Source organism: Dellaglioa sp. CoH-56-MRSF-14 (genome assembly GCF_056782115.1).
On sequence record NZ_JBXAYB010000001.1, the window covers coordinates 46,498 to 72,148 of the forward strand.

The 25,651-nt window shown below is 35.3% G+C and carries 15 protein-coding genes; 6 read left to right on the top strand and 9 right to left on the bottom strand.

Annotated elements, in window-relative coordinates:
* Positions 1–117: 117 nt before the first annotated feature.
* Positions 118–837 carry a GntR family transcriptional regulator gene (locus AC1RPX_RS00230; RefSeq protein ID WP_481760882.1) on the bottom strand — a complete coding sequence of 240 codons (720 nt, stop codon included), beginning with the start codon at positions 835–837 and terminating at the stop codon, positions 118–120.
* 162 nt (positions 838–999) lie between these two features.
* On the opposite strand from AC1RPX_RS00230, the gene AC1RPX_RS00235 reads away from it, so the two are divergent.
* From AC1RPX_RS00235 to AC1RPX_RS00245, 3 genes are read left to right on the top strand one after another with little or no spacing between them, the layout of a single operon-like run.
* On the top strand, positions 1,000–2,349 hold the full coding sequence (locus tag AC1RPX_RS00235) for a PTS sugar transporter subunit IIC (RefSeq protein ID WP_481760883.1): 1,350 nt from the start codon (positions 1,000–1,002) through the stop codon (positions 2,347–2,349).
* 36 nt (positions 2,350–2,385) lie between these two features.
* Positions 2,386–5,019, top strand: a complete 2,634-nt coding sequence (locus tag AC1RPX_RS00240; protein WP_481760884.1) for a glycoside hydrolase family 38 N-terminal domain-containing protein — start codon at positions 2,386–2,388, stop codon at positions 5,017–5,019.
* Positions 5,020–5,053: 34 nt separating this feature from the next.
* Positions 5,054–6,331 (top strand): glycoside hydrolase family 125 protein, encoded by a 1,278-nt coding sequence (locus tag AC1RPX_RS00245; protein ID WP_481760885.1) that lies wholly within the window; start codon positions 5,054–5,056, stop codon positions 6,329–6,331.
* 75 nt (positions 6,332–6,406) lie between these two features.
* Here AC1RPX_RS00245 and AC1RPX_RS00250 read toward each other — a convergent pair whose 3' ends face one another.
* From AC1RPX_RS00250 to AC1RPX_RS00260, 3 genes are all read right to left on the bottom strand, one after another.
* Positions 6,407–7,828: an AcpB/EbpR/MafR family transcriptional regulator gene (locus AC1RPX_RS00250; protein WP_481760886.1), complete on the bottom strand. Its 1,422-nt coding sequence runs from the start codon at positions 7,826–7,828 to the stop codon at positions 6,407–6,409.
* A 513-nt stretch (positions 7,829–8,341) separates the two neighbouring features.
* Positions 8,342–8,653, bottom strand: coding sequence for a helix-turn-helix domain-containing protein (locus AC1RPX_RS00255; protein WP_481760887.1), 312 nt, complete (start codon positions 8,651–8,653; stop codon positions 8,342–8,344).
* 277 nt (positions 8,654–8,930) lie between these two features.
* Positions 8,931–10,337 (bottom strand): C69 family dipeptidase, encoded by a 1,407-nt coding sequence (locus AC1RPX_RS00260; protein ID WP_481760888.1) that lies wholly within the window; start codon positions 10,335–10,337, stop codon positions 8,931–8,933.
* A gap of 406 nt (positions 10,338–10,743) precedes the next feature.
* Here AC1RPX_RS00260 and AC1RPX_RS00265 point away from each other — a divergent pair, with 406 nt between their 5' ends.
* Genes AC1RPX_RS00265 through AC1RPX_RS00275 form a run of 3 tightly spaced genes read left to right on the top strand, consistent with a single transcriptional unit; the run spans position 10,744 to position 16,189 of the window.
* Entirely contained in the window at positions 10,744–12,606 is a 1,863-nt protein-coding gene (locus AC1RPX_RS00265; RefSeq protein ID WP_481760889.1) for a TerB N-terminal domain-containing protein, read from the top strand.
* Positions 12,603–13,934 carry an ATP-binding protein gene (locus tag AC1RPX_RS00270; protein WP_481760890.1) on the top strand — a complete coding sequence of 444 codons (1,332 nt, stop codon included), beginning with the start codon at positions 12,603–12,605 and terminating at the stop codon, positions 13,932–13,934. Before AC1RPX_RS00265 ends, AC1RPX_RS00270 begins: the two co-directional genes overlap by 4 nt.
* Before the next feature lie 11 nt (positions 13,935–13,945).
* Positions 13,946–16,189: a DEAD/DEAH box helicase gene (locus AC1RPX_RS00275; protein ID WP_481760891.1), complete on the top strand. Its 2,244-nt coding sequence runs from the start codon at positions 13,946–13,948 to the stop codon at positions 16,187–16,189.
* Between the two features lie 406 nt (positions 16,190–16,595).
* Here the strand turns inward: AC1RPX_RS00275 and AC1RPX_RS00280 are convergent, their stop codons facing one another.
* The 5 genes from AC1RPX_RS00280 to AC1RPX_RS00300 form a co-directional block, all read right to left on the bottom strand.
* The gene (locus AC1RPX_RS00280; RefSeq protein WP_481761137.1) at positions 16,596–17,720 is read right to left on the bottom strand and encodes an MFS transporter; all 1,125 of its coding nucleotides are present in this window, start codon (positions 17,718–17,720) and stop codon (positions 16,596–16,598) included.
* Between the two features lie 349 nt (positions 17,721–18,069).
* On the bottom strand, positions 18,070–19,491 hold the full coding sequence (locus AC1RPX_RS00285; RefSeq protein ID WP_481760892.1) for a carboxylesterase family protein: 1,422 nt from the start codon (positions 19,489–19,491) through the stop codon (positions 18,070–18,072).
* 224 nt (positions 19,492–19,715) lie between these two features.
* Positions 19,716–20,144, bottom strand: a complete 429-nt coding sequence (locus tag AC1RPX_RS00290; protein ID WP_481760893.1) for a nuclear transport factor 2 family protein — start codon at positions 20,142–20,144, stop codon at positions 19,716–19,718.
* A complete protein-coding gene (locus AC1RPX_RS00295; protein ID WP_481760894.1) occupies positions 20,141–20,311 on the bottom strand; it encodes a hypothetical protein in 171 nt (56 codons plus the stop codon). Before AC1RPX_RS00295 ends, AC1RPX_RS00290 begins: the two co-directional genes overlap by 4 nt.
* A 350-nt stretch (positions 20,312–20,661) precedes the next feature.
* Positions 20,662–25,611, bottom strand: coding sequence for a MucBP domain-containing protein (locus AC1RPX_RS00300; protein ID WP_481760895.1), 4,950 nt, complete (start codon positions 25,609–25,611; stop codon positions 20,662–20,664).
* Between the last annotated feature and the right edge of the window lie 40 nt (positions 25,612–25,651).

Consider the following 25,651-nt stretch of genomic DNA (forward strand, 5'->3'; position numbering starts at 1 on the left):
ACACATATCGCGTATTGTCCCACAATATCACTGCTAGTTACGATCACAAACTACTCTACTTTATGCTATCCTATTTTAAAATCGGTTAAAAAAAAGTATATTGCAGGAATCTCTTTTTTAGTTGTTTTTATTTAAATGAACATCTAAGACAAATTTATTATGATTGCTCACAAATCTTGACGTCGAATATTCAAAGGCGCGGCCTTTTTGATCATAAGCGATTTGATCAATTACAAAAATTGGACTATCCAAGGAAACTTCTAAAACTTGACTAGTTTCTTTGTTTGCTGGTTCAGCATAAACCACTCGTCTTGCATCTGTTAACTGTAAGTTCGCGTGACTCCCTAAATAGTCATACACGGATCCTGATAATACCTTTTCATCGATAGGCGCAATTGAGACCGGCATCACTGAGTGCTCAAAACTATAGACCTTTTTATTAATCAATCTAACCCTTTTAATTTCATAAACTGGATCATTAGATAATATTTGTAGATTTTTTTGTTCTATTTCTGTTGGTAATCGGGCATTAAAATGTATTAATTTACTTGATATTTTTTGATCTCGATGTGAATATGTGACACCAACAGGTAAATCTAGAGGCAACATCTCCGTAGATTGACTATCCATTCTTGGTCGCACATACGTCCCTGACCCTTGCTTACTATAAACTAATCCTTCATCAATTAGTAAATTTAATGATTTTTTTAACGTTAATCTAGAAACTTGGTATTTTTCGGTTAATATTTCTTGAGTTGGCAGTAAAGCCCCGGCACGATAATGATTTGTTAAAATATCTCGTTTAATATCTGAGTATATTTCTCGATATCTGTACATTTGTCTACCTCATTTCTATACATTTGTATATACATATTATATTATATAATTTAATTTGTAAACACGTTTCATTTAAATATGTATTTACAAATTAAAAAGATGTTGTTATACTTTGTTTATAGAAAGCGCTTTCTATAAACAAAATTAAAAGGAGTCTTTATTATGCATTTTAACTTAGAAAAAATCCAGGGGCCACTCTTAAAAGTTTCAGCATGGGTTGAAAGAAATACCATTTTACAAGCTATTAAGAATGCCTTTGTTAGAACAATTCCGTTTACTGTTGTCGGATCATTCTCAAATCTAATCAAAATGGAACTTGATGCATTAATTAAAGCAAAAGATATTCATAATGTCATTTTAACAAGTATTAGTGACTTATTCGGCTACATTGGTACTGCTACTCTTGGTATTGTTGCACTAATCGTTGTTTTTTCATCAGCATACTCGTATGCAATGGAATTAAAAAAGGACGAAAAAAATAAAGGTTTAAATCCAATTATTGCCACATTATTGGCATTCGCAGCATACTTCGTCATGATTCCTAATAACGTTAACTTTTTGGATAGCAAAGCTAAAGTTGTTGAAGGTTTTTCAACTTCATTCTTTAGTTATGAAGGTATGTTTACAGCCTTAATTGTTGGAATGCTTGCCGTTTCGTTGTTCGCTCGATTCGCAAGAAGTAAGTTCACGATTAAAATGCCTGGTAACGTACCACAAAATGTTTTCGATTCATTTTTCTCATTAATTCCAATTTCCGAAGTACTTATTATTTTTGGTATCGTAAGAATTACAATACAGTCACTTGGCTATGTTTCATTAGTACAAATGATTGCTGATATTGTTATCTCACCAATGTTAAGCGTTGGTGTTGGGCTTCCAGCTATTATTATTGTTATTTTATTAGAACAAATCCTTTGGTTCCTTGGTTTACATGGTTTCAATATCGTCTGGGGCGTTATTTCAGCCTTCTGGTTACCACTATTCCTTAAAAACGTTGCAAAATTTGCTGAAACTCAAAGTTTTGCTGATATTTCAATTTCACCTAATACAATGACAAATGTTTACGCCATGATTGGTGGTTCTGGTGCAACATTTGGTTTAATTATTGCAATGCTGATTTTCACAAATAAAGGTGAAAAAGAGCGAGAAGTTGCAAAACTAGGTTTCATTCCAAGTTGTTTTGGTATTAATGAACCTGTTATTTTCGGTTTACCTATTGTTTTAAATCCACTAATGTTCATTCCATGGATTGTTGTACCTGTCACAAATGCAATTATTGCATATGTTGTAACTTCAATCGGTTGGGTTGTACCTCTTGTAGTTTTAAATTCTGGTAATGAACCTATTTTCATTAGCACTTGGGTATTAGGTGCATTCCATCTAAGCCCAGTCGTTTTAACTGCTGTTTTAGTTGTCTTAGATACTGCACTATATGCTCCATTTGTTATTATCAACCAACGCCATGAACGTGCAGAAGCAAGAAAATTGGATGCAGACATGGTTACAGAATAATCTGAATTTAATTCAAGAGAAGAAAGGGTGTTTCATTTGAAACAGATTCATGCAATCGCACATACTCATTGGGATTTTGAATGGTATTTTACACGTCAAGAGGCTCGAATTCAATTTGCCTTCCATATGGACGAAGCTTTTGAGGCATTATCTAAAAATGAACTAGATTATTATCTATTAGATGGACAGATGTCAATTATTGATGATTATCTAAATACAGCTCCAGAAAAAGAAGATCTTATCAAAAAATATGTTTCTATGGGTCGTTTACTCATTGGACCTTGGTATACTCAAATTGATGAAATGGTTACTTCTGGAGAATCTATTGTTCGCAATATCAGAATTGGATCAAAGCTAGCTGACAATTTAGGTGGCGTAATGAAAGTTGGGTATCTCCCAGATTCATTTGGACAAGGACAAGATATGCCAAAAATATATAATGGATTTGGTATTAATAGCACCGTTTTCTGGCGTGGGTTCCCTACAGAAAACGATTCCCGCTATTTTTACTGGACAAGTAATGACTCCTCCAAAGTTTTAGTTGCTAATATTAAAAATGGCTATTATGCAGGTGTAGATTTAGTTGAAAATGATAACTTTTTCGATTTAACGGAGAAAATCTCAACGAATACTACATCTGACAATCTTGTTTTACCAATTGGTGGCGACCAGCGAGCTATCGATCATAATTTAAAAGATAGACTTGCAACTGCTAATAGTGTTCTTTTACAATCTGATTCTGTTATTCAAGAAAGTACGTATCCAAAATTTTTTGATGCATTAGCTAAGGAGTCCAATTTACCATCATTTAATGGAGAATTCATTGATCCATCAGATTCTAAAATACATCGAGGAATCTATTCTTCTCGTTACGATTTAAAACAGCTTTACGATAAATTAGAACGGAGAATGACTTATGAAGTCGAGCCTTTAATGGCTATTGCTACACATCAGGGTATATCTGAAAAGCAAGGTTTAATTGATGATATTTGGAAGACTATTGCCCGTGGACAAGCTCATGATAGTTCCGGTGGCTGTAACAGTGATAAAACAAATCAAGATATCTTACATCGTGGAATTGTGGCAGATCAATTATCTCTTTCACTCAAAGATTATCTACTTCGTAAACTAAGTATTTCTATTTCAGATAAAAAACAATTAAATTTATTTGCTTGGAATCCACTTCCTTTACCAGTTAATGAAATTCGTGAATTCGAAGTTAGTACTTCTTTTGCTAATTTTAATCTTAAAACAATAGACGGCATTGATGTTCCTTTTGATATTATTTATCAAAAGGAAGAAAATGCAGCAGTTTTACGCCGTGATCAAACTGAAATGACTGATGATTTTTATTATATTACTAAAATTGCTTTTAAAACGATCATATCAGCTACAGATTGGACTGGCTACTGCATTCAGTCCGTCTCTGAAAACAACCCAGTAAATACATTAGAAGTATCTACTGATATTCAAAATGATTTCTACAAAATTTCTTTTGATGACGGGCAATTAAATCTTAAAACAAAGTTTGATAATCACTCATATTCTAATTTTATGACAATTGAAGATAGCGGTGATGAGGGTGATACGTATGACTACTCTCCTGCATTCAAAGATTGGTTATTAACTTTAGATTTTTCAAAATCTGATTCAATAACATTTAAATCAGGAAAATTATATCAAATTATGTCAATTACTGGTTCGTGGACCTTACCAATCAACTTAGAGGAGCGTGCACTAAAAACTAAAACTGGTCGATTAAATTATCAATTAACATTAACATTAACAAAAAATTCTAACGTTATTAAATTTAAGATGCACATTGATAATACTATTCTTGATCATCGTATGCGACTTATTTTAAATACACAATTAACGAATGTCGTTAGCTCGTTCGCAGATACCCCATTTGGTATCATTGAACGTCCTACTGAAGACAAACACCTTAAAGACTGGGAACAAATTGGTTATAAGGAAGAACCAACAAGTATGCGACCAATGATTCATTTCGCTAATTCACATAATAAAGAAGTAAGTTGGTCTTTTCTAACCTTAGGTACGAAAGATTTTCAATTAATTGATAAATCTTTTGATAAATTAGCGATTACATTGTTTAGAGGAGTAGGTTTCTTAGGACGTCCTGACTTAATGCGCCGTCCCTCAGATGCTTCAGGTCTACAAACAAAAATTGTATCAACTCCGGATAGTCAATTAAATAAAGAATTAATATTTGAAGGTGGGCTAGTTGTTGAAGCTGACTTCAAGCCTATTGAACTTCAAAATAAGCATCGCCAATTAAGTCAAAATGAACTTTTCTATCAAGATCAAATAATAAATCGCTTCTCAACACCTTTACAATATTTCATGATGAATCCAGCAAAGACTAACGTTAATCACAATTCAATTATGTCCGTTCAAAATTTAAAGGTCATTATGAGTAGTTTTTCAATATCAGATGATAAAACTGGATTTGAACTTCGTCTTTATAATCCAACTGATAACGTTATCAATCAACCTGGCAATCTCTCATTAAATACTACTTGTAACATTGCTGAACTCGATTTAAATGGTAAAGTTAGCCATTTCATTAATTCAAAAGTTACCACCGTTGATTTACTATCGTTTGGTCCAGGAGAAATTAGAACTTACGGTATCTTTCCAATTAAATAAGTAATTATGATAACTTACGATTTGAGGTATTTAAATGATAAATCAAGAAAAACTAATTAAACAAGTTACGGATTATTCAGAAACAATTTCACTTTCTTCAAAAAAATCTACTGCATTATTTCGTAATGTATTCATTGATACACTAACAAATACGGTTAAAGTACAAAATGATTCAGATATATTCATTGCTACAGGAGATATTCCTGCCATGTGGCTCAGAGATTCGACATTTCAGATACTACCTTATCTTTCACTAACAGATAAGATTCCAGAAATAACATATCTCATCCATGGCGTTATTAATCAACAACTTGCCTATATTAAACATGATCCTTATGCAAATGCATTTAACGAAACTAGTTCTGGTGCACACTACACAGTTGATAAATCAAATATTCCAATATCTGATCTCGTTTGGGAGAGAAAATTTGAAATTGATTCATTATGCGCCCCTATCCATTTGGCATCAGAACTTTATCAAAAATCTGGATATTCAAAACATTTAGACAGTAACTTTTGGCAAACTGTAAAGTTAATTGTGGATACCTTTATTACGGAACAACATCATGAAACTTCCGATTATATTTTTAATCGTTCTAATGGTCCCTCAACAGACACATTGAGTCATGGTGGTAAAGGTGCACCAATTGGGTATACAGGTATGGTTTGGAGTGGTTTCCGCCCAAGTGATGATGCCTGCTTATATGGTTATCATATTCCAGGTAATTGCTATATCATTTGTGTCCTAGATGAGTTGCTTACCTTATCTAAAACACAACCAGCTCCAGTCGAGCTACTTAAAAGAATAAGTCGTCTCCGATCTGAAGTTGAATCTGGAATTGAAAATTTTGGAATCGTATCAGCTCCAAATTCTAATGAAACTATTTTTGCCTATGAGGTTGATGGCTTAGGTAATATCAATTTAATGGACGATGCTAACGTACCTAGTCTATTATCTCTCCCATTTATTGGTTATATTTCACCTGATGACTCTATCTACCAAAAAACGCGTAAATTTATTCTGAGTGATCAAAATCCCTATTATTACTCGGGAAAATATTTAAAAGGGATTGGCAGTCCTCATACACCAAAGGAATATATTTGGCCGATTTCGTTAGCGATGGAGGGATTAACATCAAATAATCCGGAAATTATGCAAAATAATTTAGATATCATTAGTCAAACCGATGATGACACATTACAATGTCATGAAGGAATTAACGTTAATGACCCAAGTCAATTTACTAGAGACTGGTTTTCTTGGGCAAATATGACTTACTGTCAACTTGCTTTACGATATCTGAATATTTAATAATATAGTTAATTTAGAGTAGAGAAATCTACTCTTTTTTTAGGCTTATAACTAATTCAAATCAAAAAAATATTATCATTGAGTATGATAATATTTTTTAAGTATCTCTATTAATTCTTGTTCAACGCCAAGTACATCACTATCCGTCCCTAATCCAGTGATAATATATGTCTCCAGTGCTGAATTCAAATAATTTTTGCTCATAAAATTTGTAATAACTAAATCATAATTCTTAGTAGACTCGTAAACATCTATGTTGACTCGTAAATTAATATTTAATTCCCGACTGGCGTACATCATAAACATTTCCTTAACGCGCTCCTCAGTATTTAAATCCACACCTACCGTTAATAATTTTTCTTTTGCCAATAAACGCGCATTAAAAATTGACATAATCGTCTTGATAAATGAGTCACCATACCTTGAATAAAAGGCATACCATTCGGGATCGCCCTTCGATTCTTCAATCATTGCACTCATGGCATTTTTTACATTTTTAAGAACTAACTCATTATCTTTTCTAAGGCGATAATCTTCCATCATATCTGTACTAGCAGATTTTAAAACGCCGTGAAATAAAAAGGCTTCTGTACAAATTGGATATAAAGACTCACTTAAATCGCCTCCAGCAACCTGAATACCTAAGCTATTCTCAAAGCCATTTTCTAAAAATTCAACAGCTTGTTGCAATTTATTATTATTTTTACGATTAACGGCCACGAAATCATGGGCAACAAAGGTGCTCCATGGTACTGGCACAAAAGCCGTGGTCCAAGCGTAAAGTAGTGCACTTTCAAAATGAATATCAACTTTATGCTTAAACTCTTTAACAATTTCGCCAAATTCTTCTTCAACGCTATCGAACAAAGAATTATTTTTTATCATGTCTTCTAAAACAACTGAAATACTACGATTATCTTGATCGTTAACCATCATTCGTTGACTTGTTACTTTTAACCAAAGCTTTACTCTAACTAAACTACTATCATTCACATTAAAATCAAAATATTCCTCAAACCGTTGGATGACTGCCATAATAATGCCATTTTCACTTGATTGTTCGAATTTAAAATCAATTCCTAAAAACAATGAATAATAAAAAAAGCGAATTTGACTTTCGTTACCTAACATCACACCATGAGAAATTTTCACATGAAATTCTTCTAAAAGAGAATTTAATCGCTTAATCCTTCTAAAAATAGAAGCCTCACTGACATTTAATTTAGTATCTAGATTCTCAACTTTTGCATTACCTTTAGTATAAAAGGCCATTAAAATCTGATAATTTATCGATTTTTTTATATACCGATAAATCGTTTGATTAAAATTCATTTCGCCTTTACCTAATAATTGGACGTTATTTTTTGTAATAATCATGTAGGGTTCATCCCCGGAATTTAAATCTTTATCCAATTGTTGTAAAGCAACTTTTACAGCCGTTTCAGAAACATTTAATTGCTCACGTAATCGTTTTCTTGATAAACCAGTTTCGTTCAAAGCTAATATTTAAATAATTTCGCAAATTAGCCATTCTTGTTTATCGAGAATGTTTTTCTTGTACAAATGCTTACCTCCGAGTATTTCCAATCATTAACATAAATATTTTTTTGAGTTAAATTTTTATCCCCAATACCATACTTAAAAAATAACTTATTCCCCAGAATTATTATCCTCTTTATGTTAACATTTAACCTATTTCATGTCATTTTTTATTCTAATTTCTCTCCAAATACTAACGATATCTTATCTATCATTTAACTTGACATCTAAGTTAAATTAATTCAATTTCCTACTAAAATAACCCTTAACCAGGAAAGTTTCTTGGTTAAGATCTATTATTTGAAGATGACGATCTACCATGGACAATTCTAATTTATTACTATCCAATTTAAAGTTATCGAAAAATTTAAAACCTAAAATAATTGAAATTAATTTAACTAAAGAATACAAAGACAGAAAAATTGTGCATTCTATAAAAAAATAACATAATCCATTATTAATCATTATCATTTATAATTGAATAATTCTAAGAATTGATTTTGATAATTTCTCACGTTTCTCATCTGTTAACGTACTAAAATATTGTAATAATTCTAAAGTAGGTATATCCGAAAACTGTTGCCTACTAAAGAAGTCTGACAATTCCAATTCTAGCGCACTGGCAATATCAGATAATTTATTAATACTGATATTAGCAACGTCCCCTCGTTCAATTCTAGAAATCAAACTAATAGAAACGTTAGACTTTTCAGCAAGCTGCTCAATTGTTAGACTAAGTGCCTTACGTTTTTTTCGAATTAACTGACTTATCGTTTTAACCATTAACTTTCTCCAATCACGAATCTTATTTTACAATAAGTGAAATCAAAGAAAGCTTAAAGATTTTTAAAAACGTTAATTTTAGCAAAAAGCATATTATTATACTTGTTATCATTATAATAAGAATTATATAAACCATATTTAAGTGATCTAAATTTGATTTTTACTAGCATATGAAATGGTACCATATTACTCAAAAGTGCTGCCTAAATCTAGTAATTAAAATAATTGTTACAAAAAAAGTTATCAACTTAATGATAACTTTTCATTTTGTTTATAATTAATCGTTTAAGTTATAACGTAATTTCATTTGTTCGGAACCAGATATAACCATTTCACCTAACAATTGTGTTTGACGTTTTAATGATTCTGTAGCTAACTTATTATTCATTTCTTCTAAAAATGCTGTGATATTTGCTTGTGAACTAACTGCCTTATCAGCAACATTTTGAATTTCATGGTAAGCACTCATTGCTTCAAGTTCAAATGTATTTCGCATATCTACGTAGAAGTCATAATTCGTATCGCCCAACAATGCAGTTGTACAACTGAGCCAATACATATTATTTAAATCAAATTCACCTGTCGCATTTTTATATGATTCTGGTGTGTCATTAACGTTCGCATAGAATGGCACAATTGTATTAAACGTATTTGCACCATAAGCTAACCAGTGAATCCCAGCAATCTCATCAGGTACATCATTACGAACTTGTAATAAATGTACATTATGATTACGGTTAATCCCAATTGGACGGAATCGTGTTTTAATATCTTCTGGCGCACTACCATAAGGATCGTATTCCGTATTTTCAAAATGTGCACTCAAAACAAATTTAACATCTTCAATTGAAATTTTACGATTTGCATGACAAATGAAAGGTAAGTCTTGATCCATTGGATCTTGAATAATTTCAGGATTGAAATATTGTTGACCGTACCATGTACGGGGATTATTGTAGACCGTATCTTTAATTGATGCACTACCAAAGATATGACGTAAATTGTAACCCTCAAAATCAGGATTTAACTTATTATTATCAATTAAGACTTTTAAATCTTCAGAACAAAGTGTGTCTTCTGAATCAAAATCAAACATATCAATATTTCGACGGTTAGGTGCAACAACATAAGCGTCATCCGGAATACGAACAGCTGCCCAATGATGGCCACCGATTGTTTCAAGCCACCAAACACTATCATTATCGGAAAATGCGATACCATTTGGTTCATATGTGCCATGTGTTAAGAGTAAATCGCCTAAACGTTCAACCCCTTCTTTAGCACTATGAATATATGGTAAGACGAGCGTTACAAGATCTTCTTCACCAATTCCACCAGCAGCATAAGGATCAAGCCCTTGAATACGTGGATTACTTGTAATTGTTTCTGTAGCAGACATCGTTACATTATCACTATTGATACCCGCTGCAGGCCAAATTCCGTTTGTTAAAAGTGAGTTTGGAATTGAGGTATAACGCATTGGATTATCTGGTAATTCTACCTTTACACCACTAATAACAGATTGATAATTACGTGGTTGATCTTCAGGTTGTACAACAACAAAACGTTGTGGATCTAAAGCTTCATGCCCATCATCATTTCGAGAAATCATTGTTGAACCGTCGATTGAAGCATTTTTACCAACTAAAATTGATGTACAAGAACCTTGAACTCTTTTTGTCATTTTCCACACACTCCTTATTGATTTTATACTAATAGTATAGCGGTTTTAGCGGTAAATTAAAAGCAGTCTTAACCCCATTTTTGGCGTTAAGACTGGCTCTACAATTTCGTTGACTAAAACTAATTGAAAGCGGTGAAAGGTATGTCCCATACCTGTATTATACAAAATTTGCGCAAGACCTATAATTTGAATAATTTTGTCATAAAGATATTAAAATCATATGAAAAGGAAAATGATATTGACTGTGACGCTACGGTACATCATATACTGACGGTAGTATACATTTTAAATAACAAAAATTATTGATGAATTTAACTGTCCTAGTTGTTTATTCACCTATCTTTGCGTAAATATTTAGGACGTATGGCTACCAACCTTATAAATAACAGAATACTCTGGTGAAAACATGAATTTATCTGAATTAGTACTATACGCCAAGGAAAAATATAATATTATCGAACAATACAAATGGCCTAAATTCCCTAGTTTTTCGGTGTTGGTAGATCCCAGCACAAATAAATGGGTGGCTGTTTTGATGCGTCAAAAAAACGCTACTTCTGGTGATAATATCGAGCGTTGTGACATCAAATACGCACAGGAAATACCAACTGATATTTTACCGTCTTACCTTTCGTCACCTTTTCGAATGCGCGGTCCGAAGTGGTTAGGCGTCCATTTTGACGACAGCACAGACCCAGATGTTATATATCGTATTTTTGATAATGCACTTGAAAAGAACGAACAAAGCGGTAATACGATTGTTCTAAACGCCGAACCTGAACCTATACAACAGCAACAATACCACGCGGTTCCTCTGACGTTTAAGGGAATGACTTCTGATGTCAAAGAAAATAAAATTCCTGAAAAAATGATAAAAATGAGCCAACTCTATGCTTACGGTGATAACTCTTTCAAGCAAAAATGCCGGAATTTTTATGTCCAAGGACAATTTATGGCCGACTACGAAGATGTTTTCTCCTACAATGTCGACATACACCGCTACTTTACAACCTACCATGATCTTGGTTTGAAACAATTACGCGGCTATTTTAGTTGGCGAACAAACATCCGAAAAGGCATTTATAAAAAAATCACGACCTCACTTGCATACCTATATTTGTATGAGTTGGTTAATGGCATAGGCACATCATCCGTGATAGACAGCCTACAAAAAATAAAAGCATTTGAAATCAATTATCTGGACTCCGGTATTGGAGATAATCGTATACGCTTAAACAGCCATAAATGGTTGTTTGAACTAGCAGTAATAAATGGTATAGAACCAGACACGACGTATCAGTACGCTGATACCGAAAAATTACAAAGAGATAATGCAATCATGATTTTAGGTGATCCAGAAAAGCATGAAGACAAAGCAGTATTTGATGCGCTTTGTCTTTTTGGAAGACATAAAATTTTGGCATCAGCTGTCCTTAAAAAACATGAAAAACACGGCACACAGTTATTCGCTCAAGTGTGGCGAACAGCTATAAAAATGGATAATAACTTATTTTCTGCGTGCTTTGGCACAATACATTCTCATCTTTGGTACCCTCTAGGCAACGCCGTATATTACCAAGTAACGCCACAACAGCCACTTATATACAAGTTGAATGATATCCGAAAATATACCTACAAAGATAATGCGTGGTACGAACAGAGTTACCAAAAATTTAACTTTCATCAAGAAAAGTTAGATGGTCTTTTGCGTGAAACAGATCGTATGTTACGACTTTATTTAAAAACTGGTTATCCTTTAAAAGCACGAGATGCAGAAACCTGGGCAGCACCGTACGTTAAAACTGTCATTGCAGCTGACCGTGATTCTCGTTTGAAAGCAGATAAGCCTAAGGTTACCATTCAATTTTCAAATTTAGATAAAATTAGAAGCGATGCGTTTGAAACACGAGACAGTTTGTTAACTGACGAAGAAAAAGATACTTCTGAAAACGTATTACCAAAGCATAATAACATATTGCCATCCACTGAACAGACTGGCCTCGAAAAAATACCTGTTATTGATTCAGAGCCTACGCTGTCACTAAGCAAGACCCAGTTAGAATTATTAAGCTTATTAGTTCGAGGCGAATCTGTCACAGACATGATCCGTGATATGCATGGCATGCCTGAAGTGATTACCGACACGTTAAATGAAACGCTTTTTGATGACATCGGCGACTCAGCTCTACAATGTGACGGCGATACCATCTTTCTTATTGAAGACTATCGGGACGATTTAATTGAAATAATTAGGAGAAATATGAAATGACAAAACAAACTCAAAAAGTACCAAAGCGCATTGCACAAACAGTATTAAATTCCTTAAAGGGTGGTGTTGTCCCTAGAATTGGACTACCTTACGTTACGGTGGGTAGAAAAAATGAAATTCAGGCACTTTTACACGATGTCGATATCATATCAGAAGGCGGTGCATCTTTTCGCTTCGTTGTTGGTAGATATGGCTCAGGTAAAAGTTTTCTGATGCAAACGATTCGTAATTACGTGATGAACAGTGGCTTTATTGTTGTCGATGCAGATTTATCACCAGAACGACGTCTTCAAGGATCAAAAGGTCAAGGTCTTGCAACCTATCGCGAATTAATTAGTAATCTATCTACAAAAACAAAACCTGAAGGTGGTGCACTTAACTTAATTTTGGATCGTTGGATTAGCAGCGTTCAAACAAAAGCAGCCAGCGACAGTGGCCTAACCCCAGGTGATCCTCGGTTGACTGCGATGGTAGATCAAAATATTTACACAGTCACTTCCTCAGTCAGTGAACTTGTATACGGCTTTGAATTTGCTAAATTACTTTCTTCCTATTATCATGCCTATGTCAACGCCGACGATGAACTGAAAGCAAAAGTCATCCGCTGGTTCCGTGGGGAATATGCTTTAAAACGTGAAGCCAAAAAGGACTTAGATATTAATATTATTATTACAGATGATAATTGGTATGAATATTTAAAACTTTTCGCTGCTTTCTTTAGATTAGCTGGTTATTCTGGCATGCTAATTATGATTGACGAGCTGGTAAATATCTATAAGATTCCAAATAGTATCACGCGTCAATATAATTATGAAAAACTGTTAACGATGTACAATGACACACTGCAAGGTAAAGCTAAATATCTTGGTATCATCATGGGAACTACTCCACAAGCTATAGAAGATAAACGTCGCGGTGTTTATAGTTATGAGGCCCTGCGTTCTCGTCTAGCTGAAGGTAAGTTTTCAAAACCAGGCGCTAGAGATTTGTTGGCCCCGGTCATCAAGTTAGAACCATTAACAGCTGAAGAGATGCTAATTCTATGTGAAAAGTTGGCTATTATGCATGCAGATCTCTATAGTTATGAAAAAAAGATGACAGACGATAACCTCGCCACCTTTATCCGAATTGAATATGAACGCATCGGAGCAGATTTAAATATTACCCCACGCGAGATTATCCGTGATTTCATTGAGGTATTAGACATTTTATATCAAAATCCAAATCTATCCATTGACACAATATTTGATTCTGATGAGTTTTCTTATGCCAAATCAGAGGCTGTTTCTAACAAAGTGGCTGACAATTTTTCTGAATTTACAATTTGAGAGGTATTCACATGGATATATATAACCGATATGCGCCTTTTATTCAAGACTACATTTACCGGTCTGGCTGGCGAACCCTGCGCGCTGTTCAAAATGCGGCCGGAGATGCCATTTTTAACACAGATAAGAATGTTCTTTTAACGGCATCTACTGCTTCTGGGAAAACGGAAGCTGCTTTTTTCCCTATTCTAAGCCTACTTGATGAACAACCATCAAGCTCAGTTGGAGTACTGTATATTGCCCCCTTAAAGGCTTTGATCAATGACCAATTTGGTCGATTAAATGAGCTTTGTGAAGAAGCTGATATTCCAGTCACACGTTGGCATGGGGATGCCCCTCGAAGTCAAAAGCAAAAATTACTACGCAAACCAGCCGGTATTTTACAAATTACACCGGAGTCCTTAGAGGCTTTGATGATAAACAAGTCTATGGAAATCCCTGCCCTTTTTGGTGATTTACGCTTTATTGTCATTGATGAGATACATTCACTTTTACGTTCGGATCGTGGTGGACAAACCTTTTCGCTAATTGAACGCCTCTGTCGACTATCGGGCAGTAATCCAAGACGAATAGGATTATCAGCTACAATCGGAAATCCAAAAGCAGCGGGTAAATTTCTTGCCGCAGGTAGTGGCAGAGAAACTATCATCCCAAAGTTTGACGGTGGAAAAGAAGTATGGCGACTGTCAATCGAACACTTTTTTAATTCAGAACCACAAGCTAACGAGACGATAAATAGCGTGATAACAGCCCCACCTACCTCTGCTTTAGAACCTGCCACAGATAAAGCTCCAAAGGCAGCAAATCCAGGTATAGGCTATATTTTTGAACATACACGTGGCAAAAAATGCCTCATTTTTACTAACTCGCGAGAAGAGTGTGAATTAGTCTGTCAAAATTTACGGCAGTACTGTGAAGTCAACAACGAACCGGATCGTTTTCTTATTCATCACGGAAACCTTTCAACAGCCTATCGAGAAAGTGCTGAAGAAGCCATGAAAGATGCTGATTCTCTCATGAGCGTCTGTGCCACCGCAACACTAGAACTTGGTATCGACATTGGTAGACTAGAACGCGCCTTTCAGCTAGATGCACCATTTACGGTTTCCGGATTTTTACAGCGTATGGGCAGAACCGGCAGAAGAGGTGACCCTTCTGAAATGTGGTTTGTTATGCGCGAAGACCACCCAGAAGCTCGTGCTATGCTACCAGATTTGGTGCCCTGGTACCTTATTCAGGGTATCGCTCTCGTACAATTATATATCGAAGAACGTTTTGTAGAACCACCCAAAACAGACAAATTGCCTTTTTCCCTGCTTTATCACCAAACAATGAGTACATTGGCATCATCTGGCGAAATGACACTTGCTGAACTTGCTTCACGCGTCCTAACGCTTTCTGCTTTTCATCGAATTAATCAAGAGGACTTCGGAACTTTACTGCGTCATCTGATCACAATCGATCATATCAATCGTACCGAAAATGGCGGTGTAATTGTTGGTCTTGCTGGTGAACGTATTGTTAACAACTACAAATTTTATGGGGTCTTTCAAGAAAACATCGAATATACAGTCCGTGCAGGATCAGAAGAGTTAGGTACAATTGTCAAGCCACCACCAGTCAGTGACAAGATTGCCATAGCAGGACGTGTATGGGTTGTCGATGAAGTTGATCACAAACGTCGTGAGGTATACTGTACGCTCGTTAAAGGTAACAAACCAGCCTACTTTGGAGATGTCGCTGGGGATATTCACACCAGAATCCTAGAACGTATGCACGATGTCCTTGCAGAGCAAAAAGACTATTCCTACTTAATGCCACAAGCTAGAGGCCGTCTAGCAGAAGCCAGAGAAACGTTTAAAAAGGCAGAAATGGCTAATCGTCCACTGGTTCATCTTGGTGGCAAAATGTGGGCATTGTTTCCATGGCTTGGCAGTTACGCGTTCCTTGCGCTTGAGCGGTTTCTGAAAATCCGTTGTGGTAAACGTCTTGGGTTGAAAGGCATGAATTCATCACGACCATATTACCTACAATTTACCATGTCTGTCAGTGAAGCAGAATTTTATAAAATCGTAGCAGAAGAAGCAGCTACCGATTTTGATCCTTTGGCATTGGTATATGAAAAAGAAGTGCCTGTTTTTGAAAAATATGATGAATATGTACCAGAAGAATTAATTCGTAAAGGATTTGCAAACGGTATCTTAGATCTCAAAGGAATGCAAAATCGCGTGCTTAGTTGGCAAAAACATCTCTAAACAGAGATTCTAAAGTATCAATGTGATAATAAACTAATTAGTTATCTACTTCAACAACGCTACTAAATCATCCGGCACATGACGTGGTCCTCTGATAGAGGTCGCGCCATGTTTTTTTAATTTCTCTAAGGTAAATGCTTGCTCATCATACGTTGTTATCAAATGTAAATGCATCATATACTTCATCGAAATATGCTTATCATGATGCGGATAAGCATCCTTGGCTTTGACAACTAAACATTTATAAATGATCGCTTAAATTGGCGCCGTAACAGACACACAAACAACATCATTTTCTTTAATATATATGTATAAAAAAGAAGGCTCGCATTACGAGCCTTCTTTTTTTGAAAACTTGAAAGTTTCCGAGACTATTCAAATTAAGTTCATCACATTTTTCCTAGTACTAATCATGTCTAATCGCACTGTTCAAATTCTTATGATTAAAAAAATAGATACTAAAAGCTACTGGAACAATTAAAATCATAACTGGAAAAAGTAATTTTATTGGTAAAATATTTGTAATAATGCCACCTAGAATTGGTCCTAAAGACATTCCTATGTCACTCCCCAAATAGTAAGTTGCAGTAGCCAGCCCCTGTTCTTGCAAAGGCGCTAATAATAGAGCTGTAGACTGGCAAACAGAAACCATTGTTCCAAACCCAATGGCCATCAAAGCCGCAGCTAACGCCATCTCTAAATTGTTATGCATTATGGTTAAGAAAAAAAGATAGCCCACAGTCACAATCATACAGATATAAAACCAAACACCAAAGGGAATACTGTCAAAATAGTTTTTTAATAAAATTCGACTAAAAATCAAAACAATTGAATAAATTACAAAAAATAAGCTAACAGTAATATTTAGATTACTTGCTCGAACATACATTACAATGTCAGCCTGGACCGCAAAATATGGAATAGAAATTAAAGCAAAAATTGATGCAACTGGTAATGCACTTCGTTGAATCAGCTTAAAATGTGTCGCTTCCTTACGAACGAAAGATGGCATGGCTCGATTATCAATAAACTGAATTGTGATTACCACGGCAATCGCACTGACAGCGGCCAAAAGAAAAATCATTTTATACCCTACTTTTTGATATATCTCAAGTGACAAAACTGGGGCAACTGCCATAGAAAGAGCGTTTACCAACCCATAATACCCCATCGCCGCACCAACACGTTGGCGCGGCACCAAGAAAGCCAACCAGGTTGCCAAGCATACAGTGCATAAGACAAAACCAACCCCATTAATGACTCTAAAAAAGAATAACCAAGCAGTATTAAAAGAAAACATATATCCAAAATCACTAATGGCACATAGAATACCACCAATAAATGTTAACCCATATTTTGATATTTTATCGGTAAGATTTCCAGCAATAGGTCTTAAAAATAATGAAGTAATACTCATAATACCAACAATTAAACCTGCTAGAGTACTAGTAATACCTAAATGTGTAACATAGCCACTGATTAACGGATTTACCGACTGAATACTAAATTGATAGAAAAAAGTGGCTATCATTACATAAATAACGTCTTTAGAAATAAATGTTTTTCGGTCCAAGTCCTTGTATCTCCCTTTATTCGTTCTAAGTCCAAGAAAATCCTCAAATGTTTCACAATAATATATAGTTTTCTCCACCAATTATTCAGAAATGCAAAATCTATAATTAATCCGAACAAAATTTAAAAGGTCAAAAAATTATGTCTTGCTATCAAAAACAATCACCGCTAGTTTTAGCTTTCGGTCGTCTGCGGAAGCGAGAAGCCAACACATCTTTAAACTGTTGTCATACTTGTTATCTCCAAAAAACACCAATTTGAGTCAGCTAGCCAACAATGAATTGACCTCCACTTTTTGCTATAAACTATTAAGGACGGTCTATTCCTTTAAATATTTCAAGAATATCCAAACTATGTTCTGTAGCATTATAAGGCATGTTTCCAATTCCTTTAGCACTTATTTTATCTACTTTAACAGCGTCCCAAGTAAGATCGGAATGACCTTCCGCCATATCTAATAACGTGTCTTTAATATAATTGTCCCGATCAATTTGTTCTTGACTGGCATTAGGGCTAATCTGTCCAACAATGCCGTACATCTCTGTTCCATGGACAGCGACTTCCGCTCCTTTGACAGGTGCAACAACTAACACATGTGATGTTCCACCTGCATTAGCATGAGCCACTGCTCCACGAATTTGAGGTAATGTAAAGGATAAATGCGTTAATAATAATCCCCTTACCTCTACAGGCTTCAAAGTATCATCAGCAAAGGAATTGATTACTTGCTGGGCTCTAGATAAAGGAATACGCATACTGTGGGCAAATTGCTCTGTAAGCCTGTCAAGGGTCACTGGATCAAAATCTTTTGTCCGATTTAAGACCCAATAAAAAGTTTCTTCTGTGGTACTACTAAATAGAATATCTACATCTTTGTGTTTCCCAGATTCAAGAACATGCATCGGGTGATCAGCTATAACCCCATTTATTAGTTGACTATCGTCAGTAACAGCTATCACATCATTGTCAATGCCATGTGGAGTACCCGGATCAGGTGATTGAGTTGCATTCATTGCTTCAGCTAATTCATAAGCATCGACCTGTAATAAGTGCTCTGGATTATTAACACAGTCAAAATGTTTTAACACTTTTAGAGCACGCTCTTGCGCCACCCATTGAGGCACTAATCGAGAAGGCATACCAGAAAAAGCTGCTAAATGATGATAAAGATTGTCAGCACTAGGCGCTGATAATAGTTCTAATGATGAAAAAGCACCTGCACTATGTCCCGTAACTGTGACATTATTAGCATCACCGCCAAAATAAGCAATATTTTTTTGAATCCATTTAAGAGCCGTTATTATATCTTTAAGACCAAGGTTAGTTGCATCTTTTAATTTACCACCATACTGTGCTAGTGATAACCAACCAAACGGTCCAAGGCGATAATTAATAGAAACGCCTATCACACGACCAGTACTAGCTAGTCCTGATACGTCAGAAACTGCTTGTGTATTTGATCCTAACACCCAGCCACCACCAAAAATATAAACAACAACTGGTAATGGTTCCTCCCCCATGTCTTCAGGGGCCCAAATATTAAGGTTTAGACAATCTTCGCTAAGTCCGCTAACGGCTCCCAGCCAACTTGTATCGCCAGCCTGCAAAGGTGCTGGTCCATACTTAACATACTGCTTTGTTTCATCAAAAGGAACCAACTCTGGTTCAGCAAATCTTTCAGCTTTGGCATAGGGAACGCCTAACCAACTGTGTACTTTATGTGTCGTCATTTCTATCTACTCCAATTTAAATTATTTATGTTATCTGACTGATTATTCCGATTTGTATTAATAATTATTCTTGTAAAACTTTTTCGCAACATCAAGGTCAATGCGAAGCAAACTCTATTTTGTCGGCATTCTTTTGTAAATCACTAATTGTGTATATTTTGTGCCTTCAAAATAGTTAAGAGAACTGTTTCAGTATATCGTGAATAAAGGTTAACTTCACCTTTTTAAACAATACTTTTAGCTTTACCAAAATCCATATCCATTGGTCGAATAAATGACCAAGTTGAGTGGATTACTTTCCAGCCATCTTCTTCTTTTTGATAAACTTCAATACAATTGTATTGCATATCAATCAACGTCGTTTTTGCATATAGTTGATATGTTAAAACAGCCATATCATCGACTGCTTGCACTCGTGGATATTCAAAATCGTAACTGTCAGCAAATAGTTTTCCTTCAACATTAGCTAAAACTGATTCTTTTATGTCTTCATAACTATCAACACGTCTTTTAACAGCACCGTCAAAATACGAAAACTGTTTTTGTGACCAAATATTTAGGTAACCCGAAGTGTCCCCTTTGAACCACTTATCCAACGCACCCTTTTCTAGTGCAATAATCTCTTCATTTAATTTGTTATTTGTATTAATCATTTTTTCTCCTTATTTATAAATTGGTCAGATTTCATGCCATAGCGATGTGCCTCTTGAATATCTCCCAGTTTGAATACCTTTTCAAGGTCTCTACTGAACCCCCCATCATGATAAAAACCTGCTGATCTTTTTTTAATTGACTTTTTTTGAAGTGGCATAAGCTTCATCAACAGCCTCAATAATTAGTACTTGCGGTATATTATCAACATAGACTATCTCGTTACGTCACAGTCAACCAAAAAGCATTAATTGAATCCGCTTAAGTATATTGACTATCCTTAAGCGTAACAGGTTACAATTTTTAAGAATAATTCCCGCGTTAACATTATTCTTCATTTTGATACCATTTATTGGTGTTGGCAACATTTACACGACCGAATTATGTTTGAATTCTCTTTGAAAATAAAAAAAGAAAGACCAATTCGAAAATGAATTGGTCTTTCCAAAATTTACCCACCAACACTCGTTGACATAGGGGTCTTAAGACTTCTTCTACTCATTCTATAATCTTAGAATTTTACTTTTTAGCCTTTTTTGATTTTTTTCTACCTATCATAAAGATAACTGATGTTGCGAGTAATGCAGCACCTAATAACGTTACCAAAAGACTTGTTGCCTCATTTGTTTGAGGAAGATTTCCTGTATCACTCTTTGTATTATTTGCTTTGCTTACTGTATTTGAGTGAGTGTTTCCTTCAGGAACATCCGTCAACGTTTCTGTTGTTGTATTTCCTTTTGAATTATCTGTTGGTGGTGTTACCGGCGGTGTCACTACTGTTTTATCTTCATCTTTAACATAAACATACGTGACTGTTTGTGCCGTATCCGTGAAGATACCTTTAGCATTACTTGGCGCCTCTTTCAACATCCAACCTGAAAGTTGTTTCTCTTTAGATGTATATGCGTCACCAATCTTACCAGAGAATGTTACTGAAGCTGATAATTCATTACCATCTTTATCAACATATTTTACAGTGACATCTTTAGCAGCTGATCTCGTATAAACATACGTAACTGTTTGAGTCTTATCTGTAAATGTTCCTTCTGCATTTTTAGGAGTCGTTTTAACATTCCAACCTGCAATACGTTTAGCAGTTGTCTTGTATGAATCTCCTAATTTACCAGAAAGATTATCTGGTGTTGCTAGCTCGTTGCCTTTTTCATCTACATACTTAACTGTTACAGCTTCAGCATCTGTTTTTTCATACACATACGTAACTGTTTGGGCTTTATCCGTAAATGTTCCGTTGGCGTTACTTGGCGTTTCTTTTAACGTCCAACCTACTAATTCCTTAGCGGTTGTCTTGTAGTCAGCGTCAATTTTACCAGATAAAACATCTGATGTTGCTAACTCGTTACCTTTTCCATCTACATATTTGACCGTCACATCAGCTGCATCTGCTTTTTCATACACATACGTAACCGTTTGTGCAGCATCTGTGAATATTCCTTGTGCATTCTTTGGTACTTCTTTTAACGTCCAACCTGATAATACTTTGGCATCAGTTGTATAAGCATCCCCAACTTTTCCTGAAAGCGTATCAGCTTTAGTTAAATCATTCCCACTTCCATCAACATATCTAACTGTAACAGGGACAGCATCTGCTTTTTCATACACATACTTAACTGTCTGAGCTTTATCCGTAAATACTCCCGTTGCGTTTTCAGGTATTTCTTTTAATGTCCATCCTGAAATATTTTTAGCGGTTGTACTATATGGATTTGATACTTTTCCTGAAAGCACATCTGATTTAGCTAATTCATTTCCGTCTACATCAACGTATTTAACCGTGATATCAGCTGCATCCGCTTTTTCATACACATATGTGACTGTTTGTGCGGTCTCTGTAAATGTCCCACTTGCATTCGTTGGTGTTTCTTTCAACGTCCATCCTGAAATATTTTTAGCAGTTGTACTGTATGGATTTGATACTTTTCCTGAAAGTACATCTGATGTTGCTAATTCTTTTCCATCTGCATCGACATACTTAACTGTAACGTCAGCCGCATCCGCTCTTTCGTAGACATATGTGACTGTTTGTTTATCAGCAGTAAACTTACCACTTGCGTTACTTGGTGTTTCTTTCAATGTCCATCCTGAAATAACAGCAGCATCTGATGTATAAACATCACCAAAATCACCAGTAAGTTCTTTTGAATCAGCTACCGATTTACCATTTTCATCGACATATTTAACAGTCACTGGTGCAGAAGTTTTCTTATAAACATAGTTAACTGTTACTGCATCAGCCCCAAACTTACCAGAAACGTTACCTTCTACTTTTACAAAGTCGTAACCTGAAATCTCTTTTTGAGTTGTCGTATATGGATCATCGAAGTACCCACTTTGGACAACATCATCAGCAAGTTTATTACCATCTACATCTACATAATTTGCAGTAACATCAGCGCTAGCACGAATTAATTGTGTGCCTATTGCACCAGTTTCAACAACTTGCAACTTGTTAATTGCGATACCAAAACTGTTGTAAGCACCACGTGTTTCTTGAACAGCGCGTGACACTTTCGTTGTTTCAGCTGGTTTATTACTAATTAATGTTGAATCTGAAATTTCAGATTCTTTAGGCGCAACTAGATCAAATGATAATGTAACTCCCTTACCTTGGGCCCATTCAACTCCGTCATTAAGCGTAATTTTGTATGAATGAATGGTTGACCAATCAGCTACTTTATCAGCTGTTACCCAAGTTGCATCTTCAGCCCCAGTTGGGTCAACAATTTTAGCCGTTCCTGCTGGATAATTTGTATTCTTATCTAATATACCGGCACGTTTAGGATTTTTAGATGTACTATATAAAACAGTCATCTTATTTTCCCATGCACTTGGTAAAGTAATGGCCCCATCTAATTTCATTTCATAAGCCGAATTACGTGCTGCACCATCGGTAATATTTGAATCTCCGACAGATGGTAAAACATCTAAGAACTGCATTGATGTAATTTTATCATCTGTATTATTTGTTAATGTTGCTTGATAAGTGGCTTTTTTGCCGACTGTAACATTACCTAAATCGCCAAACTTATCATCTTTATCACCTTTAATACTTGCATCAACATCAATATTTGATTCTTGATTTAACACATATGAATTACCTGTTTTAATAATTGGTGTGTCTGTTTTACCATCTTTATCAATATCATCTGTATCAACAGATTTTACTGTATCCGTTAAAAGTGGTTCATCACCTGTCGGTTTCACAGCTGTATAATCAGTATCACCAATTGTTCCTGTCATGTTAAATGTCATATTAGGTGTCGCATCTTTTGAAATATTAATTTTAAATTGACCATTAAGGAATTTACCGGCTACTAATTTGTCGCCATTCATTGTTACTTTAACGAGTTGTCTTCCAGTACCTTTGTAATCCTTATCATATAATTCAGCGCTATAGTTCGTTGAAGCAACGCTTTCTTTGAACGTTACACCTGTTGGTAATAGCACATAACTCAGATAAGGTCCTGATAAAGGTGAAATTGATGCCTTATTATTTTCTATTGAAGTTAAGACAGTATTTTCACCTTCATTAACTGTACTTCCGACTGTATTTAGTAAACTAACTGAAGCTTTAACAACTTTTGTTTCACCGGTTGTTTTTGCTGCGACTTCAACGTGACGAGGCGCAATTCGATCTGTATAAACCTGACCATTTTCACCCTTAAATGCCTCTGCCCATGGGTTAGATGTGTAATCAACATATCGAGCTGCTTCAAAACCTGTTTCATCAGGTGCCTGAACGCCATAGAAAGTCATATCCATTTTATTAGTTATTTGACCAGTGAATCCTTTATCAATCGTTGCGTTAACTTTCATCCCGCTATTATACAATCCAGCTGGAGCCATTTTAACGGTTTTTTTACTTTCTGGATCATAGGTTGCAGATGCAGCTATGTCTCTATTTGCTGGAACTTTTGTTATCTTCTCATCATGGAACCACAGCCAAATATTAGCCACTTTTTTCCCATCCGGAATACCTAACTGAGCACGTGTGTAATTGGCGTTAGTCTTCATATCCATATTGAGTAATGTCCAGTTATCATCAACTTTTCCATCTGTTTCGTATTTTACCAACATAGCAAATGGTACTTTAGCTTTTGTTGGTGAAAAAGTTGGTAAATTATTGTTTGGCATGTAATAAAAATTACCCGTTGTAAAACTATCAAGATTTAAATGCGTATCCACATCATAATAAATATTATAATAAGAAAATCCAATATAAGGTGATGTCGCATTTTGTGAGGATAATGTTAATCCATAACTTAGATAAGCATCATCGTTAACTGTCACATCCGGGTCAATTAATGTAGCTGATGCCACGCCACCGTTTCCATCTTTTGGTCCTAAATGATTAGTTGGAAATGCTGATCCACCAGGAATTGGAATTGGAACTTCCTTAGGATCATTGGGCATAACCATAACCGTTGATTTAATTGGTGCTGTACTATTTACACTACCATCAAGGAAAGTTGCTGTTGAACTCACTGTATTCGTTATCTGTGAATAATAGGCAGCCTTGTCAGTTACTTTTGCTTGGATAGTCACATTTTTTTCAAAGAAATCAGTCACAGCTGCTTTTTGTTCAGCGTAACTTGGTGCTGTATATTCCCAGGTTAATGTTCTACCATCTGTACTGACACTCGGTTCTTGTGCGCCATCTTTTACACCATAGTAGTCTATTCCAGCGCCTAATTTATAGGTCACGTTAACTTTAGAACCTTCTTTAACATACAGTGCGCCTAATTCCTTTTTCGGCGCACTAACCCCTACACCATAGTTTACAATATCGCCACGATTAGGATTATTATATGTTTGTCCTTCAATACTAGTAACTTTATTTGTCATAGCATAATTATTATTTGCTGTTATATTAATTGAAGTTTTAGAATCATAGCTTTTATTTTCGCCATTCTGATCCGTTCCAGTAAATGTTGCTGCTGTGTCTAATTTTGTATTAGGCATAATTGCGCCATTTGCTGTTCCTATTTTTATAATTACTTTATTTGCTGTTCTTGCATTAAGCGTATCAAAATGATAATTCAATACACCTTTATCTTTATCATAAATTGGTGTGACGCCCGCAATTTTAAGTTCTGATAAATCTTGCGTAAATGTCATATTTTCATTTAAATTACTTGGTAACGTAACCTTTATATCGGCATTGGTAAATGAGGTGTTCTTACCTGAAATTTTAAAATATAAATTAAAATTAGCCAATTGGCCAGCTTCAATCGTATCTTTCTGTGCTTCAACTGTAAGATCCGTATTTGTATCTCCAGTACGAGTCATACCTGTCTCTGCTTTTGTCGCTTTTTTAGCAGTTGACGCCGTAGCTGCTTTTGAAGATGACGTTTCTGTCGTTGGATTAAGGTCCTGCGCAAACACAGAAGATAATGGTAATTGCGTGAACAACGTTATCATTGTTGTTGCGATAGTTAGCCCCTTTTTCATTTGTCATGCCCCCTTGTAAGTAATAACCTATTAAATAATA

What these genes read in the sequence shown, in the direction of transcription:
- AC1RPX_RS00230 (WP_481760882.1), bottom strand. Translation starts at nt 837, where the DNA reads ATGTACAGATATCGAGAAATATACTCAGATATTAAACGAGATATTTTA.
- AC1RPX_RS00235 (WP_481760883.1), top strand. Translation starts at nt 1,000, where the DNA reads ATGCATTTTAACTTAGAAAAAATCCAGGGGCCACTCTTAAAAGTTTCA.
- AC1RPX_RS00245 (WP_481760885.1), top strand. Translation starts at nt 5,054, where the DNA reads ATGATAAATCAAGAAAAACTAATTAAACAAGTTACGGATTATTCAGAA.
- AC1RPX_RS00255 (WP_481760887.1), bottom strand. Translation starts at nt 8,653, where the DNA reads ATGGTTAAAACGATAAGTCAGTTAATTCGAAAAAAACGTAAGGCACTT.
- AC1RPX_RS00260 (WP_481760888.1), bottom strand. Translation starts at nt 10,337, where the DNA reads ATGACAAAAAGAGTTCAAGGTTCTTGTACATCAATTTTAGTTGGTAAA.
- AC1RPX_RS00265 (WP_481760889.1), top strand. Translation starts at nt 10,744, where the DNA reads ATGAATTTATCTGAATTAGTACTATACGCCAAGGAAAAATATAATATT.
- AC1RPX_RS00270 (WP_481760890.1), top strand. Translation starts at nt 12,603, where the DNA reads ATGACAAAACAAACTCAAAAAGTACCAAAGCGCATTGCACAAACAGTA.
- AC1RPX_RS00275 (WP_481760891.1), top strand. Translation starts at nt 13,946, where the DNA reads ATGGATATATATAACCGATATGCGCCTTTTATTCAAGACTACATTTAC.
- AC1RPX_RS00280 (WP_481761137.1), bottom strand. Translation starts at nt 17,720, where the DNA reads ATGATAGCCACTTTTTTCTATCAATTTAGTATTCAGTCGGTAAATCCG.
- AC1RPX_RS00285 (WP_481760892.1), bottom strand. Translation starts at nt 19,491, where the DNA reads ATGACGACACATAAAGTACACAGTTGGTTAGGCGTTCCCTATGCCAAA.
- AC1RPX_RS00290 (WP_481760893.1), bottom strand. Translation starts at nt 20,144, where the DNA reads ATGATTAATACAAATAACAAATTAAATGAAGAGATTATTGCACTAGAA.
- AC1RPX_RS00295 (WP_481760894.1), bottom strand. Translation starts at nt 20,311, where the DNA reads ATGAAGCTTATGCCACTTCAAAAAAAGTCAATTAAAAAAAGATCAGCA.
- AC1RPX_RS00300 (WP_481760895.1), bottom strand. Translation starts at nt 25,611, where the DNA reads ATGAAAAAGGGGCTAACTATCGCAACAACAATGATAACGTTGTTCACG.